General features: G+C 42.1%; 12 protein-coding genes and 1 pseudogene. 12 read left to right on the forward strand and 1 reads right to left on the reverse strand.

Features of this window, described 5'->3' with window-relative positions; all coding sequences use genetic code 11:
* Positions 1-26: 26 nt before the first annotated feature.
* The 5 genes from tig to yihA all read left to right on the forward strand — a co-directional run bounded on the left by tig (position 27) and on the right by yihA (position 7699).
* Complete coding sequence (gene tig / locus FBF75_RS11465) at positions 27-1301, forward strand: trigger factor (RefSeq protein ID WP_017358146.1); 1275 nt, start codon at positions 27-29, stop codon at positions 1299-1301.
* A 251-nt stretch (positions 1302-1552) separates the two neighbouring features.
* On the forward strand, positions 1553-2818 hold the full coding sequence (gene clpX, locus FBF75_RS11470; protein WP_060781248.1) for an ATP-dependent protease ATP-binding subunit ClpX: 1266 nt from the start codon (positions 1553-1555) through the stop codon (positions 2816-2818).
* A gap of 139 nt (positions 2819-2957) precedes the next feature.
* On the forward strand, positions 2958-4619 hold the full coding sequence (gene lonB, locus FBF75_RS11475; protein ID WP_007501566.1) for an ATP-dependent protease LonB: 1662 nt from the start codon (positions 2958-2960) through the stop codon (positions 4617-4619).
* A gap of 171 nt (positions 4620-4790) precedes the next feature.
* Positions 4791-7115: an endopeptidase La gene (gene lon / locus FBF75_RS11480; protein WP_057079240.1), complete on the forward strand. Its 2325-nt coding sequence runs from the start codon at positions 4791-4793 to the stop codon at positions 7113-7115.
* Entirely contained in the window at positions 7112-7699 is a 588-nt protein-coding gene (gene yihA, locus FBF75_RS11485) for a ribosome biogenesis GTP-binding protein YihA/YsxC (protein ID WP_007501562.1), read from the forward strand. Before lon ends, yihA begins: the two co-directional genes overlap by 4 nt.
* A gap of 43 nt (positions 7700-7742) precedes the next feature.
* Here yihA and FBF75_RS11490 read toward each other — a convergent pair whose 3' ends face one another.
* A complete protein-coding gene (locus FBF75_RS11490; protein WP_136944760.1) occupies positions 7743-8228 on the reverse strand; it encodes a hypothetical protein in 486 nt (161 codons plus the stop codon).
* 240 nt (positions 8229-8468) lie between these two features.
* Here FBF75_RS11490 and hemA point away from each other — a divergent pair, with 240 nt between their 5' ends.
* From hemA to FBF75_RS20045, 7 genes and pseudogenes are all read left to right on the forward strand, one after another.
* On the forward strand, positions 8469-9836 hold the full coding sequence (hemA, locus tag FBF75_RS11495) for a glutamyl-tRNA reductase (RefSeq protein WP_024718410.1): 1368 nt from the start codon (positions 8469-8471) through the stop codon (positions 9834-9836).
* Between the two features lie 7 nt (positions 9837-9843).
* The gene (locus tag FBF75_RS11500; protein ID WP_008342830.1) at positions 9844-10674 is read left to right on the forward strand and encodes a cytochrome c biogenesis protein; all 831 of its coding nucleotides are present in this window, start codon (positions 9844-9846) and stop codon (positions 10672-10674) included.
* A gap of 37 nt (positions 10675-10711) precedes the next feature.
* Positions 10712-11647, forward strand: coding sequence for a hydroxymethylbilane synthase (gene hemC / locus FBF75_RS11505; protein WP_136944761.1), 936 nt, complete (start codon positions 10712-10714; stop codon positions 11645-11647).
* Entirely contained in the window at positions 11644-12435 is a 792-nt protein-coding gene (locus FBF75_RS11510) for a uroporphyrinogen-III synthase (RefSeq protein WP_008342826.1), read from the forward strand. The genes hemC and FBF75_RS11510 overlap by 4 nt, the downstream gene beginning before the upstream one ends.
* Positions 12432-13403: a porphobilinogen synthase gene (hemB, locus tag FBF75_RS11515; RefSeq protein WP_052320728.1), complete on the forward strand. Its 972-nt coding sequence runs from the start codon at positions 12432-12434 to the stop codon at positions 13401-13403. The genes FBF75_RS11510 and hemB overlap by 4 nt, the downstream gene beginning before the upstream one ends.
* Positions 13404-13430: 27 nt before the next feature.
* Complete coding sequence (gene hemL / locus FBF75_RS11520) at positions 13431-14723, forward strand: glutamate-1-semialdehyde 2,1-aminomutase (protein ID WP_008342821.1); 1293 nt, start codon at positions 13431-13433, stop codon at positions 14721-14723.
* A gap of 132 nt (positions 14724-14855) precedes the next feature.
* A pseudogene (locus FBF75_RS20045) lies at positions 14856-15335 on the forward strand (LysM peptidoglycan-binding domain-containing protein); the annotation flags it as partial.
* Positions 15336-15606: the final 271 nt, after the last annotated feature.

Genomic DNA, 15606 nt, shown 5'->3' on the forward strand with positions numbered 1-15606 from the left:
GAATAGATTTTTGGAGGGAAACACACATGTCAGTAAAATGGGAAAAACAAGAAGGTAACGAAGGTGTCTTAACAGTAGAAGTTGACGCTGAAACATTTAACAAAGCACTTGATGATGCATTTAAGAAAGTAGTTAAGCAAGTATCAATCCCTGGATTCCGTAAAGGGAAAGTACCACGTGGTCTTTTCGAGCAGCGTTTTGGAGTAGAATCTCTTTATCAAGATGCACTAGATATTCTTCTTCCAGTTGAATATCCGAAAGCAATCGACGAAGCTGGTATCGAGCCGGTTGACCGCCCTGAAATCGATGTTGAGAAAATCGAAAAAGGCGAAAGCTTAATCTTCACTGCAAAAGTAACAGTGAAGCCAGAAGTAAAACTTGGTGACTACAAAGGTCTTAACGTAGAAAAAGACGACACATCTGTATCTGATGAAGATGTCCAAGAAGAGTTAAAAGCTATGCAAAACCGTCAAGCTGAGCTTGTTGTCAAAGAAGAAGGCGCAATCGAAAACGGCGATACAGTTGTTCTAGATTTCGAAGGATTCGTTGATGGAGAAGCATTCGAAGGTGGAAAAGCTGAGAACTACTCTCTTGAAGTAGGTTCTGGTTCATTCATCCCTGGTTTCGAAGAGCAATTGGTTGGTCTTGAAGCAGGTGCAGAAAAAGACGTTGAAGTGACATTCCCAGAAGAATATCATGCTGAAGACCTTGCAGGTAAACCAGCTGTATTCAAAGTGAAAATTCATGAAATCAAAGCAAAAGAACTTCCAGCACTTGACGATGAGTTCGCTAAAGATGTTGATGAAGAAGTAGAAACGATTGCTGAATTAACTGAAAAAACGAAGAAACGTCTTGAAGAAGCAAAAGAAAACGAAGCAGAAGGCAAACTTCGTGAAGAGCTAGTAGCAAAAGCTTCTGAAAATGCGGAAGTTGACGTTCCTCAAGCGATGGTTGACACTGAGCTAGACCGCATGATGAAAGAATTCGAACAACGTCTTCAAATGCAAGGGATGAACCTTGAGCTTTACTTCCAGTTCTCTGGACAAGATGAAGATGCGCTAAAAGAGCAAATGAAAGAAGATGCTGCTAAACGCGTAAAATCTAATCTTACTCTTGAAGCAATTGCTGCTGCAGAAGACCTACAAGTGTCTGATGAAGAAGTGGAAGAAGAACTTTCAAAAATGGCTGAAGCATACAACATGCCAGTTGAAAATATCAAACAAGCGATCGGTTCTACTGAAGCAATGAAAGAAGATTTAAAAGTTCGTAAAGCAATTGATTTTCTTGTAGAAAACCGTTAATATGGTGCATAATAATAAAACAGGGCGCGAGTGACTCGTGCCTTGTTTTGTACAATTTTTGACTTATCATCGCTTCTTTTGGAAACGATAGTGTAAGTCGCATCTTTCTGTCATACATATCTCAATGTGCAGTGTTACAAACACATCATTACCGTCTTTTAGGAAAGTATGGTAAAATGCATACATACTGGACCCAGAAGGGTAGCTGACTGTTAGCTACAGGCAAGTGAAGAAGAATAAGGGGTGAAAGAATGTTTAAATTCAACGAGGAAAAAGGTCAATTAAAATGCTCGTTTTGCGGAAAAACGCAAGATCAAGTGCGTAAACTGGTCGCAGGACCTGGCGTATATATATGTGATGAATGTATCGAGCTTTGCACGGAAATAGTTGAAGAAGAGCTCGGTACTGAGGAAGAAGTTGAATTCAAGGATGTTCCGAAACCTCATGAAATCCGGGAAATTCTTGATGAATATGTCATCGGACAAGAGAATGCGAAGAAATCCTTAGCTGTAGCGGTTTATAACCATTACAAGCGGATTAATTCCAACAGTAAGATTGATGATGTTGAGCTTTCGAAAAGTAACATTTCTATGATTGGACCTACAGGAAGCGGTAAAACATTACTTGCTCAAACGCTTGCACGTATTTTAAATGTTCCATTTGCGATTGCAGATGCGACGTCTTTAACGGAAGCAGGTTACGTTGGGGAAGACGTAGAGAATATTTTACTAAAGCTGATCCAAGCAGCAGATTATGATGTAGAAAAAGCTGAAAAAGGCATTATCTACATTGATGAGATCGATAAAGTAGCAAGAAAATCAGAAAACCCTTCTATCACTCGTGATGTATCTGGGGAAGGTGTACAGCAAGCCCTTTTGAAAATTCTTGAAGGAACGGTCGCTAGTGTACCGCCTCAAGGTGGACGTAAGCATCCTCATCAAGAATTCATTCAAATTGATACAACAAATATCCTCTTCATTTGTGGTGGAGCCTTTGACGGCATTGAGCAAATCATTAAACGCCGCCTAGGTCAAAAAGTCATTGGATTCGGTGCGGAAAATAAAGTTGAAGATCTTGAAAAAGAAGTCCTTCTATCAAAAGTTCTGCCAGAAGACTTACTTCGCTTCGGTTTAATCCCAGAATTCATCGGTCGTCTTCCGGTTATTGCAAGCCTAGAGCCGTTAGATGAAAAAGCACTTGTAGAAATCTTGACGAAGCCTAAAAATGCGCTCGTTAAGCAATATACAAAAATGCTTGAGCTTGATGATGTTGAGCTTGAGTTTGAAGAAGATGCTCTTAGCGAAATTGCGAAAAAAGCAATTGAGCGTAAAACAGGAGCTCGTGGTCTTCGCTCCATCATTGAAGGCATCATGCTTGATGTGATGTTTGATCTTCCATCTCGTGATGATATTGAGAAATGTGTCATTACTGGTGAAACGGTTGCTGATGGTGAGCCGCCTCGTCTTGTCTTAAAAGACGGTACAGTCGTGAATAAAGATACAAAAACATCAGCATAAGCCCATTTGAATGACTCCTGAATCTTTTGATTCAGGAGTTTTTTATTTATCGTGGAAGTTGTGTTTATTCCGTCCAGCTCTAGGAAATACTAGCAGACAGAAACCAATACATAACGATAGATGAAGGAGGGAGCACCGATTGAGCTGGACAGGAATCGTATTATTCATACAACTGTTCTTTGGTATCGTCATCGGGTTGTACTTTTGGAACTTACTGAAAAATCAGCGCACACAAAAGGTGACGATCGATAAAGAATCAAAGAAAGAAATGGAAGCACTCAGAAAGATGCGATCCATTAAACTGAGTGAACCTTTATCAGAGAGAGTCCGGCCAAAGGGGTTTCAAGATATTGTAGGGCAGGAAGACGGTATACGTGCACTTAAAGCTGCCCTGTGTGGACCGAACCCGCAACATGTCATCGTCTACGGGCCGCCTGGTGTTGGAAAAACAGCTGCTGCTCGTCTAGTAATGGAAGAGGCGAAGCGTCACGCTGATTCACCATTTAAAAAAGATGCAGTATTTGTTGAACTTGATGCCACAACGGCAAGATTTGATGAACGAGGCATCGCAGATCCCTTAATTGGTTCCGTACATGATCCCATTTATCAAGGAGCTGGGGCCATGGGACAGGCAGGCATTCCGCAGCCGAAACAAGGAGCCGTCACACATGCTCATGGCGGCGTTCTCTTTATCGATGAAATTGGAGAACTCCATCCGATTCAAATGAACAAAATGCTCAAAGTGCTAGAAGATCGAAAAGTGTTTTTAGACAGTGCTTATTACAGTGAAGAAAATACGCAAATCCCGAATCACATCCATGATATTTTTCAAAATGGGTTACCCGCTGATTTTCGACTGATTGGTGCCACGACAAGAACACCAGACGAAATTCCTCCGGCTATTCGATCAAGATGTTTGGAGATTTTCTTCAAGGATTTGGATCAGCATGAGCTGAAAATTGTTGCAGCTAAAGCAGTCGAGAAAATACAGAAGGAATTAAGTGACGAAGGACTGAACCTGTTAACATCTTATGTGAAAAATGGACGTGAAGCGGTCAACATGGTACAGATCGCCGCAGGTATGGCTGTCACTGAAAACCGAAAAGATATTACGATCGCCGATGTAGAATGGGTCATTCATTCAAGCCAGCTGACACCAAGATATGAACAAAAAGTACCGGAAAAGCCAAAGGTAGGAGTAGTAAATGGTCTTGCCGTGTATGGACCGAACAGCGGGGCTCTGCTTGAAATTGAAGTGAACATTTGTAAAGCGCTTGAAAAAGGCAGTATCAATATTACAGGTATTGCGGAAGAAGAAAGCATCGGCAATCAGTCTAAATCGATCAGACGGAAAAGTATGGCGAAGGGCTCAGTTGAAAATGTATTAACCGTGCTTCGAAACTTAGGCATACGAACAAATGAATATGATATCCACATTAATTTTCCGGCGGGTGCCCCGATTGATGGGCCGTCTGCTGGAATTGCGATGGCCACAGCCATTTTCTCAGCCATTCATCAAATCCCGATTGATCATTTAACGGCGATGACCGGTGAGATTGGATTACAAGGTCAGGTGAAGCCGATCGGCGGTGTCATACCAAAAATCAAGGCAGCCAAACAAGCAGGTGTCAAAACAGTGATCATCCCTTATGACAATCAGCAGTCGATCTTAAAAGAGATTGAAGGGGTTACGATTGTGCCTGTGAAGCACTTCCAAGAAGTGCTGGATCAGTGTTTGGTCAATCCGCCAGATGAGAAGAAAGATGGACTAGAAGAAGAAATGAAAAGGAAATCTGTTTAATCCCCATCTCATATGGGGATTTTTTAGTGAAATAGATCTTTTTTTCTTTTTCAAGATAAAAAGAAAGGGTATACTACGGTAAGATCATCATTTCTCAAGTCTTTTACATTGTACAAGACTGAAACAGGTATATTATAATGATTCATACTAGTGACGGAGGTGTCTATCAACATGGCAGATGAAATCAAAAAGAATGTTCCGCTCCTTCCGCTGCGAGGCTTGCTTGTTTATCCAACAATGGTCTTGCATTTGGACGTTGGGCGCGAAAAGTCTGTTCAAGCATTAGAACAGGCCATGATGAACGATCATATGATTTTTCTAGCAACACAGCGGGAAATTTCAATAGATGAACCAGGTGAAGAGGAAATTTTCAAAGTCGGCACCTACACAAAAATTAAACAAATGCTGAAGCTGCCAAATGGAACGATCCGTGTGCTTGTCGAAGGCTTAAATCGAGCGCAGATCGAATCCTACATGGAGCTAGAAGACTATACGTCAGTCGATATTAAAGAGTTGACAGAAGAAGAATTAAAGGACGCAGAAGCAGAAGCACTCATGCGCACTTTGTTAGATCACTTTGATCAGTACATAAAAATTTCAAAAAAAATCTCAGCTGAAACATATGCAACGGTGACGGATATTGAAGAACCTGGAAGAATGGCGGATATCGTCGCTTCCCACCTGCCTTTGAAATTAAAAGACAAGCAAGAAGTGCTGGAAACAGTCGATGTCAAAAAACGGTTGAACCGGGTCATCAGTCTCATTCACAATGAAAAAGAAGTGCTAGAGATTGAAAAGAAAATTGGCCAGCGTGTCAAACGTTCAATGGAGCGAACGCAAAAAGAATATTATTTGCGCGAACAAATGAAAGCTATTCAAAAGGAGCTTGGAGACAAAGAGGGGAAAACAGGCGAAGTCAGTACGCTTATGGCTAAAATTGAAGAGTCCGGCATGCCAGATTCCGTTCGTGAAACGGCTTTAAAAGAACTGAACCGTTATGAAAAAATCCCTTCAAGCTCTGCTGAGAGTTCTGTCATTCGCAATTATATTGATTGGTTGATCAATCTGCCGTGGGGCACTTATACAGAAGATCGTCTAGATTTAAAGCTTGCAAGCGAAATTTTAGATGACGAGCACCACGGGCTTGAAAAAGTAAAAGAGCGGGTACTCGAATATCTTGCTGTTCAAAAACTAACAAATTCATTAAAGGGACCGATTCTTTGCTTGGCAGGACCTCCTGGGGTAGGGAAGACGTCACTTGCTAAATCCATTGCCAAATCACTCGATCGAAAGTTTATCCGTATCTCTCTTGGCGGTGTACGTGATGAATCTGAGATCCGTGGTCATCGAAGAACCTATGTAGGTGCGATGCCTGGCCGTATCATTCGCGGGATGAGCAAGGCGGGCACGATGAATCCGGTCTTTCTTTTAGATGAAATTGATAAAATGTCTTCTGACTTTAGAGGAGATCCGTCTTCTGCGATGCTTGAAGTGTTAGATCCAGAGCAAAATCATAACTTTAGCGATCACTATATTGAAGAGACATTTGATTTGTCTCAAGTCTTATTTATCGCAACTGCCAACAATTTAGCAACCATTCCGGGTCCACTTCGTGATAGAATGGAGATTATCACGATTGCAGGGTATACGGAAGTTGAAAAAGCAGAAATTGTGAAAGATCACCTTCTGCCGAAGCAGCTAAAGGAGCACGGATTAAAGAAAGGGAACTTGCAGCTTCGTGAAGCAGCGATTTACGATATGATTCGCTATTACACGAGAGAAGCAGGAGTCCGCGGATTAGAGCGTCAGCTTGCGGCGATTTGCCGAAAAGCGGCAAGAGCAATTGTGGCTGAAGACCGCAAACGCATCACAGTGACGGAAAAGAACTTATCTGAATTCCTCGGAAAAAGACTTTACCGTTATGGTCAGGCGGAAACGACCGATCAGGTCGGCGTTGTCACAGGCCTTGCATATACCACAGTTGGCGGAGACACCTTGTCCATTGAGGTCTCACTCTCGCCGGGTAAAGGCAAGCTTTTGCTAACAGGTAAGCTCGGTGATGTCATGAGAGAATCTGCGCAGGCGGCATTCAGTTATATCCGTTCAAAAGCAGATGAACTGAACATTGATCCTCAATTTAATGAAAAGCAAGATATTCATATCCATGTTCCAGAGGGTGCGGTTCCAAAGGACGGGCCATCAGCTGGTATTACCATTGCGACGGCTCTTGTATCAGCACTCACAGGACGTCCTGTTTCAAAAGAGGTTGGCATGACAGGAGAAATTACGTTAAGAGGAAGAGTGCTTCCGATTGGCGGATTAAAAGAAAAAGCATTAGGCGCACATCGTGCAGGACTGAAAACGATTATTCTTCCAAAGGACAATGAGAAGGATATTGATGATATTCCTGAAAGTGTGAGAGAAGGATTAACTTTTATTCCGGTTTCACATTTAGATGAGGTGCTTGAGAAAGCGTTAGTAGGAGAGGGAAGATGAAAGTAACAAAATCAGATATCGTCATTAGTGCGGTGAAACCAGAGCAGTACCCGAGCGGGGGACTGCCTGAGATCGCACTTGCTGGACGATCAAATGTTGGAAAGTCCTCGTTCATTAACTCATTGATTAATCGGAAAAATTTAGCGCGTACGTCTTCTAAACCAGGAAAGACCCAGACGCTTAATTTTTACATTATTAATGATATGCTCCATTTTGTGGACGTCCCAGGTTATGGCTTTGCGAAAGTATCAAAAACAGAGCGCGAAGCATGGGGGAGAATGATCGAAACGTATATTACAATGCGTGAAGAGTTAAAAGCAGTCGTTCAAATTGTGGATCTGCGTCATAAGCCATCCGCAGATGATGTGAACATGTATGAATTTCTTAAATATTATGGAGTTCCTGTGATCATTATTGCGACAAAGGCCGATAAAATTCCAAAAGGCAAATGGGAAAAGCATGCGAAAGTCGTCAAACAGACACTCGACATTGACCCTTCAGATGAATTAATCCTTTTCTCTTCTGAAACAAAAAAGGGAAAAGACGAAGCCTGGAATGCGATCCTTGCGAAGATTAACAGCTAAAAAAAGGCATCTGCTATATGCAGATGCCTTTTTATTGTATAAGTTATTTCCTTTTTAAAAATAATAAGAGGAGACTGACGGCAATCAATACATATGGCCAGTACAATTCAAAACCGGAAGTAGGGATGGAAAGTGTGCTAAGTTGCTTCGTAATTTGTTGAAAGAAATAAAGGAATAGACCGAGTGTGATGAGAACAACACTTTCTATTTGATATTCCTTTTTCTGTGATGATTTCATCAAAAGTGCGAGGCCGATGATGAACACAATCATCGTAAATGTATCTGGCCAGTGTTCTAATTTCGGCTGAAGGATAAAGTGTAGCGCAAGGCCTGTCATGAGCATACCGATAAACACATGAGAGGTTTCCTGCTCCTTCTTTCCTTGATATAAGAAAGCAAGGCCAAAAAGCAGTACAAGTGTATACCATTTCTCCTGATCTTTCCAAATGTCAAATTGATCTCCTGAGAGAATGGCATATAGCGCTACAGCCAGCAAAGTGAGCGGTAGCAAAATAGATTTCTTCTTCAAAGATGTCACCTTCTTATAAGCAGATCATTTGTCCGCACGCGCCAAATCTGGTAAATTGCTTGAAGTGATGATATGGCATTCGATGTCGAACATTTTTCTACTATATCACAACATTTTTGAAATCTGTTCACAATTTTTATCCAGTTAAAAATGAATATATGTTATAATCATTATAAATAATAAATTCTATATTGTAATTATTATAAATTAGACAGGGCGTTGGGGGTGCAAGCTGAAGTTATGCATATTCTTGTTGTGGGTTTAGATTATAAAACAGCCCCTGTTGAGATACGGGAACAGCTGAGCTTTGAACCGAGCGAGCTCGGAACAGCGATGTCCAAGCTTAAAGAAGAAAAAAGCATTCTAGAGAATATCGTCATCTCAACATGTAATCGAACAGAGATCTACGCAGTTGTAGATCAGCTTCATACTGGTCGGTTTTATATAAAAAGATTTTTAGCAGATTGGTTCGGTTTAGAAAAAGAAGATGTCTCTCCATATTTGAAGTTTTATGAAAATGATGGAGCGGTTGAGCATTTATTCCGGGTTGCCTGTGGACTTGATTCTATGGTCATTGGTGAAACACAAATACTCGGTCAAGTGCGCTCAAGCTTTAAAGTTGCTCAAGAGGAGAAGACCATTGGTACCGTTTTCAATTATTTATTTAAGCAGGCGGTAACAGTTGCGAAGCGCTCTCATGCGGAAACAGATATTGCGTCTAATGCTGTATCTGTCAGCTATGCGGCAGTGGAACTTGCCAAAAAAATCTTTGGACGTCTTTCTGATAAGCATGTCCTTATTCTTGGTGCGGGTAAAATGGGCGAGCTGGCGGCTCAAAACCTTCAAGGTCAAGGGATTGGCCAGGTAACAGTCATCAATCGAACGTTCGAAAAGGCCAAAGAACTGGCCGGCCGTTTTTCAGGAGAGCCTAAGAGCTTGAATCAATTAGAAAAGACATTATCTGAAGCGGATATTTTAATTAGCTCTACTGGGGCTAAACAATTTGTGATTACAAAAGAAATGGTCGAAAAAGCGAACAAACAGAGAAAAGGCAGACCTCTATTCATGGTGGATATTGCAGTACCGCGTGATTTAGATCCAGCTATTTCTGAAGTAGAAGGTGCTTTTTTGTATGACATTGATGACCTTGAGGGGATTGTGGCAGCCAACCTGAAAGAGCGACGTGCAGTAGCTGAAGAGGTGGAGCTTCTCATCGAAGCTGAAATTGTGGAATTTAAGCAATGGCTTAATACGCTCGGAGTGGTTCCTGTGATTTCTGCTTTAAGAGAAAAAGCACTCTCAATTCAAGCGGATACGATGCAAAGCATCGAACGAAAGCTTCCAAACCTCACAAATCGTGAAATGAAGCTGTTAAATAAACATACGAAAAGCATCATCAATCAAATGCTGAAAGATCCTATCTTAAAGGCCAAAGAAATTGCCGGGGAGCCGAATGCAGAGGAAAAACTTTTACTCTTTAAAGAAATCTTTGATTTACAGGTTGAAGATGAAGAGCAAAAGGCAGAGCCGATGCAGGTGGAGCAAGGGGCATTTCAGCTGTTTAAAACAAATATGGCACAAGGCCTTGCTACAGTTGCCAGTGAGTGATTAGGCGATGATGGAATCCATTGTAGCGAGACTAGGTGAAGCGACGATCTTGATCTATGCACTCAGTGTCTTGTTCTATTTCATAGATTTTCTTCAACACAACCGGAAGGCTGGAAAAATGGCTTTCTGGTTGCTTTCTATTGTCTGGCTGCTGCAAACAGTCTACATGTTTTATATTATGATGGAAACAGACCGATTCCCTGTGTTGAATGTAGCAGAGGGGTTATATTTTTATACGTGGGTGCTTGTGACATTGTCACTTGTTTTGACAAAAGTATTACGTGTTGAATTTATTGTGTTTTTTACAAATGTGATTGGTTTTTCCATGATGGCGATTCACACCTTTACACCATCCGATCTTCATTCTGCCGAACTGACGGGAAAGCTGACGAGTGAGCTGCTCGTCATTCATATTACGATGGCCATTTTATCATACGGCGCTTTTTCACTTTCATTTGCTTTTTCACTCCTCTATCTATTTCAATATCGTTTGCTGAAAAAGAAAAAGTGGGGAAAATGGCTTTTGAGAATTGAAGACTTATCAAAGCTTGATCACATGGCGTATGTCTTAAATATTATTGGCGTGCCGATGCTCTTGCTTAGTTTAATTCTTGGCATTATATGGGCATATATCTCGTATGATACGTTGTACTGGACAGATGCAAAGGTGCTCGGTTCGTTTATTATGCTGTTTTTATACGGCTTTTACTTATACATTAGACTGGTGAGAAATATGCAGGGCAAAATCGTGGCGCGATGGAATGTCGCTTCATTTCTTGTGCTGATGATCAATTATTTTCTGCTTGGTAGCTTATCAACCTTTCATTGGTTTCAATAATGATGAGTCTTAAGGGCATTGTCGGGAGGAAGACGTAATGCGTACAATTAAAGTAGGTTCTAGACGAAGCAAACTTGCGATTACACAAACAAAATGGGTCATTCAAAAGTTGTCTGAACTAAACCCTTCTTATTCTTTTGAAATTAAAGAGATTGTGACAAAGGGTGATCAAATTTTAGATGTGACCTTATCAAAGGTTGGCGGAAAAGGTCTGTTTGTTAAAGAGATTGAACAAGCAATGCTGAACCATGATATCGATATGGCAGTACACAGCATGAAAGATATGCCGGCTTCTCTTCCAGAAGGTTTAGTCATCGGCTGTATTCCTGAGCGTGAAGATGTGCGGGATGCATTGATTTCAAAGGATCATCTCCGTCTTCATGAACTACCAAAGGGAGCGATTGTGGGAACGAGCAGCTTACGGCGCAGTGCTCAGCTTCTTCAGGAGAGACCAGATCTTGAGATTAAATGGATCCGTGGAAACATTGATACGAGACTCGAAAAACTGAAAAATGAAGAATATGATGCGATTATTCTAGCGGCTGCCGGATTGTCTAGAATGGGTTGGAGTCAAGAAGTCGTGTCGGAATTTTTATCTCCTGATACTTGCCTTCCTGCTGTGGGGCAGGGCGCATTGTCGATAGAATGCCGCGGAGATGACGAAGAGCTCTTGCAGCTGTTAGCTCAATTCACAAATGAGTATACAAAGAAAACGGTCCTTGCTGAAAGAGCCTTCCTTAAGCAAATGGATGGAAGCTGTCAAGTGCCGATCGCTGGTTACGCAACGATGAATGAGCGTGATGAAATTGAATTGACAGGTCTTGTGGCATCTGCGGATGGGCATACGATTATTCGAGAAACCGTAACAGGTACTGACCCTGAGACAATCGGAACAGCATGTGCGAAGCAGATGGCTGATAAGGGAGCAAAGGATTTGATCGACAAGGTGAAAAAGGATCTGTCTTCCCAATGACGATAGCCAAATCGCTTTACGGACAGACGGTGCTTGTCACTCGAAATGAACGTCAAGCGGGTGCGTTTCAGCAGAAAATTGAAGCGCTGAACGGCCATGCTGTTTTAACCTCTCTTATCAGGTTTGAGCCAACGCTGACAAAAGAAAAAGCGAAGGCATTTTTAGAAGACTTAGAAGCAAGCCATTGGCTTGTGTTTACGAGTGTAAATGGTGCGTCTTTTTTTCTCAGTTATATAGAGAAGCATCAATTACATCAAAGCTTATCCCACTTGAAAGTGGCGGCTGTAGGTGAAAAAACATCTGCCTACCTGATGCAGCACGGCCTAAAAGTGGATGTGGTTCCAGAACGTTTTATAGCAGAAGAACTGGCAGATGCTTTAATTGAACATGTACACCCCGAAGAATGTGTCTTTGTAGCAAAAGGCCACCTGTCACGAGATGTGGTGAAGAATACCCTCGTTCCGCTTGGTATTGACGTAAAAGAGTGGATTATATATGAAACAGTGAAGGATGAGGACGGAATTATCGCACTCAAGTCGGCAATGATGGAGCAATCATTTGATTTTATTACATTTACAAGCTCCTCCACTGTTCATTCTTTTATGCACGCCATGGAGGCTGATATCGATAGATTAGCTGCATCAGACACATGTTTTGTGAGCATCGGTCCTCTTACACAAGAGGCGCTGCTTCAATACGGGATTTCTTCTGAAACCCCAGATACTTATACGATAGACGGGATGCTTGATTTGATGTGCCGTTTATCTGAAAGGAAGTTGAACCAATGATGAAATTTAACAGACACCGCAGATTGCGTACAAGCGCAGGAATGAGAGAATTGGTGAGAGAAACATTTTTAAGATCCTCTGATTTCATTTATCCCATCTTTTTTGTAGAGGGAGAGAATGTCCGGAAAGAAGTCCCTTCAATGCCGGGTGTCTATCACATTTCAGTTGATCTTGTGAAAGAAGAAGTCCAAGAGCTTGTTGACCTTGGGATTAAATCTATCATTGTTTTTGGGGTACCAGACCATAAAGACCATGTAGGCAGTGAAGCTTATCACGATCATGGGATTGTTCAAAGAGCAACGCTTGAAATCAAAAAGCATTTCCCTGAGCTTGTGGTTATTGCTGATACTTGCTTATGCCAATATACAGATCACGGACATTGCGGAATCGTTGAAGATGGAGAAATTTTAAATGATGAATCTCTTCAGCTCTTAGCGAAAACCGCTGTCAGTCAGGCTCGTGCAGGTGCAGATATCATTGCTCCATCAAACATGATGGATGGCTTTGTTATCGCAATACGTGAGGCGCTTGATGAGGCCGGCTTTGTTCATGTGCCTGTGATGTCATATGCTGTTAAATATGCAAGTGCTTTTTACGGTCCGTTTCGTGATGCGGCGCATAGCACACCGCAGTTTGGAGATCGTAAAACGTATCAAATGGACCCTGCAAACCGCTTAGAAGCACTGAGAGAAGCGCAGTCTGATGTAGAAGAAGGCGCTGACTTCCTGATCGTGAAGCCGTCACTTTCATACTTAGATATCATGCGTGATGTGAAAAATGAATTTACACTTCCTGTTGTTGCGTACAATGTGAGCGGAGAGTATGCAATGGTGAAAGCAGCAGCTCAAAATGGCTGGATTTCTGAAAAAGAGCTTGTTCTTGAAATGCTGACTAGCATGAAACGTGCAGGCGCAGAATTAATCATTACGTATCATGCAAAAGATGCAGCAAAATGGCTCTCAGAATAAAGAACGGATAGACAGGAGGACATTGAAATGGGACGTAGCTATGAAAAGTCAAAGCAAGCATTTAAAGAAGCGCAGCAGTTAATGCCGGGTGGTGTGAACAGCCCTGTGCGCGCATTTAAATCAGTCAATACAGACCCGATTTTTATGGAGCGAGGAAAAGGCGCAAAAATATACGATATTGACGGAAATGAATATATTGATTATGTCTTATCGTGGGGACCGCTTATTTTAGGGCATACGAATGACCGTGTGGTTGAAAGCATTCAGCGAGTAGCTGAACATGGTACAAGCTTCGGTGCTTCTACTTTAGTTGAAAATGAATTAGCTAAGCTTGTATCAGAACGAGTTCCTTCTATTGAGGTCATTCGTATGGTCAGCTCTGGAACAGAGGCGACGATGAGTGCGCTTCGTCTAGCACGTGGTTTTACAGGCAGAAACAAAATTGTGAAATTTGAAGGCTGTTATCATGGCCACGGTGATTCTTTGCTTATTAAAGCTGGTTCGGGTGTGGCAACGCTTGGACTTCCGGATAGCCCTGGTGTCCCTGAAGGTACAGCAAGCAATACGATCACCGTTCCGTACAATGATTTAGAAAGCATCAAAGTCGCTTTTGAAGAATTTGGAGACGACATTGCAGGTGTCATTGTAGAACCAGTTGCAGGAAATATGGGGGTTGTCCCTCCGCAAGAAGGTTTCTTGCAAGGATTGAGAGACATCACTGAGCAATATGGCTCTTTACTCATTTTTGATGAGGTCATGACAGGCTTCCGTGTGGATTATCATTGTGCCCAAGGCTATTTTGGCATTACGCCTGATCTGACATGTCTTGGTAAAGTCATCGGAGGCGGTCTGCCAGTTGGTGCTTATGGCGGTAGAGCGGACATTATGAGACAAATTGCGCCAAGCGGTCCGATTTATCAAGCAGGAACGTTATCCGGTAACCCGCTTGCGATGACAGCAGGTCTTGAAACATTAAAACAGCTGACACCTGAGTCTTATGAAGAGTTTAGACGCAAAGGAGATCGTTTGGAAGAAGGTATTTCAAAAGCGGCGAAAGCACATGGGATTCCATTAACATTTAACCGTGCAGGTTCCATGATTGGATTCTTCTTTACAAACGAACAAGTCGTCAATTACGATACAGCGAAAACAGCTGACCTCGCTTTATTCGCTGAATTCTACAAGGAAATGGCTGATCACGGCATCTTCCTTCCACCTTCACAATTCGAAGGGCTGTTCCTATCAACTGCTCATACGGATGAAGACATCGAGTATACGATTGAGACAGTTGAAAAGGTATTTCAAAAATTAGCTCAGTAACCAAAAGCCGATATGGAGACATATCGGCTTTTTGCTTTGCATAAAACCAATCATATTTTCACCGCCTCTTTCATACACCTGTATTGACATCTAATTTTATTTTGAAGGATTAGATGAAAGGAGGACACCGACTTGTCTCAAAACAATCGATTACAGTTTTCGGTAGAAGAGTCCATTTATTTCAAAAACGGACAGGAAGTCAGTGAGTTGCTGTCAATTTCTCTCGATCCTGACATTCTCGTTCAAGAAGTGAATGATTATGTTTCCATTAGAGGTTCACTCGAGCTAACAGGAGAATACAACATAAATCAAGAGGAGCTAATGGGTGAATCCAGTTCCTATGCATCATACAGGCAGGCTGATGAGGTGAAGGTAAGAGAGGACGGAACGGCTGAGCTGCTGCATCAATTTCCGGTGGATATCACGATCCCCAAGAACAAAATTAGTCATTTAAATGATGTATTTGTGTTTATTGATGCATTTGATTACCAGCTGACAGAAAGCCGTTTGCTCACGATTCAGGCTGATTTGGCCATTGAAGGTCTGTTAGATGAAGGAACGCCTGAACCGCTTGTAGAAGAGCCATATGAATTTGTCCATCGTGCTGAAGAGGAATATGGCGATGTCACTTATGAATATCAGGCGCAGTCTGAGTATGAAGAGCAAGAAATGCTGCCACGTGAAGAGCATGAAGAAAATGCAGAACAGCAGGCCGTTTTGCAACATGAAGCGCGAACTGAACAAGAAGAGGATGAAATAGACATCGAGACGGTGATGGTGGAAGAAGCAGAAGAAGAGGAGGAATATGAGGAAGAAGAAGCCGTGACGCTTGGGTATCGTTCCTTCCCAGAAGCTCAAGTACAAGAGCCGCCATTCTTTGACC

The organism is Bacillus sp. S2(2019), from assembly GCF_005144805.1.
Lineage (GTDB): Bacteria > Bacillota > Bacilli > Bacillales > Bacillaceae > Bacillus > Bacillus altitudinis.

Excerpts from the sequence above, each read along its gene's own strand:
- FBF75_RS11510 (WP_008342826.1), top strand. The coding sequence starts at position 11,644 with ATGACGATAGCCAAATCGCTTTACGGACAGACGGTGCTTGTCACTCGA.
- hemB (WP_052320728.1), top strand. The coding sequence starts at position 12,432 with ATGATGAAATTTAACAGACACCGCAGATTGCGTACAAGCGCAGGAATG.
- lon (WP_057079240.1), top strand. The coding sequence starts at position 4,791 with ATGGCAGATGAAATCAAAAAGAATGTTCCGCTCCTTCCGCTGCGAGGC.
- yihA (WP_007501562.1), top strand. The coding sequence starts at position 7,112 with ATGAAAGTAACAAAATCAGATATCGTCATTAGTGCGGTGAAACCAGAG.
- hemA (WP_024718410.1), top strand. The coding sequence starts at position 8,469 with ATGCATATTCTTGTTGTGGGTTTAGATTATAAAACAGCCCCTGTTGAG.
- hemC (WP_136944761.1), top strand. The coding sequence starts at position 10,712 with ATGCGTACAATTAAAGTAGGTTCTAGACGAAGCAAACTTGCGATTACA.
- clpX (WP_060781248.1), top strand. The coding sequence starts at position 1,553 with ATGTTTAAATTCAACGAGGAAAAAGGTCAATTAAAATGCTCGTTTTGC.
- hemL (WP_008342821.1), top strand. The coding sequence starts at position 13,431 with ATGGGACGTAGCTATGAAAAGTCAAAGCAAGCATTTAAAGAAGCGCAG.
- FBF75_RS11500 (WP_008342830.1), top strand. The coding sequence starts at position 9,844 with ATGATGGAATCCATTGTAGCGAGACTAGGTGAAGCGACGATCTTGATC.
- tig (WP_017358146.1), top strand. The coding sequence starts at position 27 with ATGTCAGTAAAATGGGAAAAACAAGAAGGTAACGAAGGTGTCTTAACA.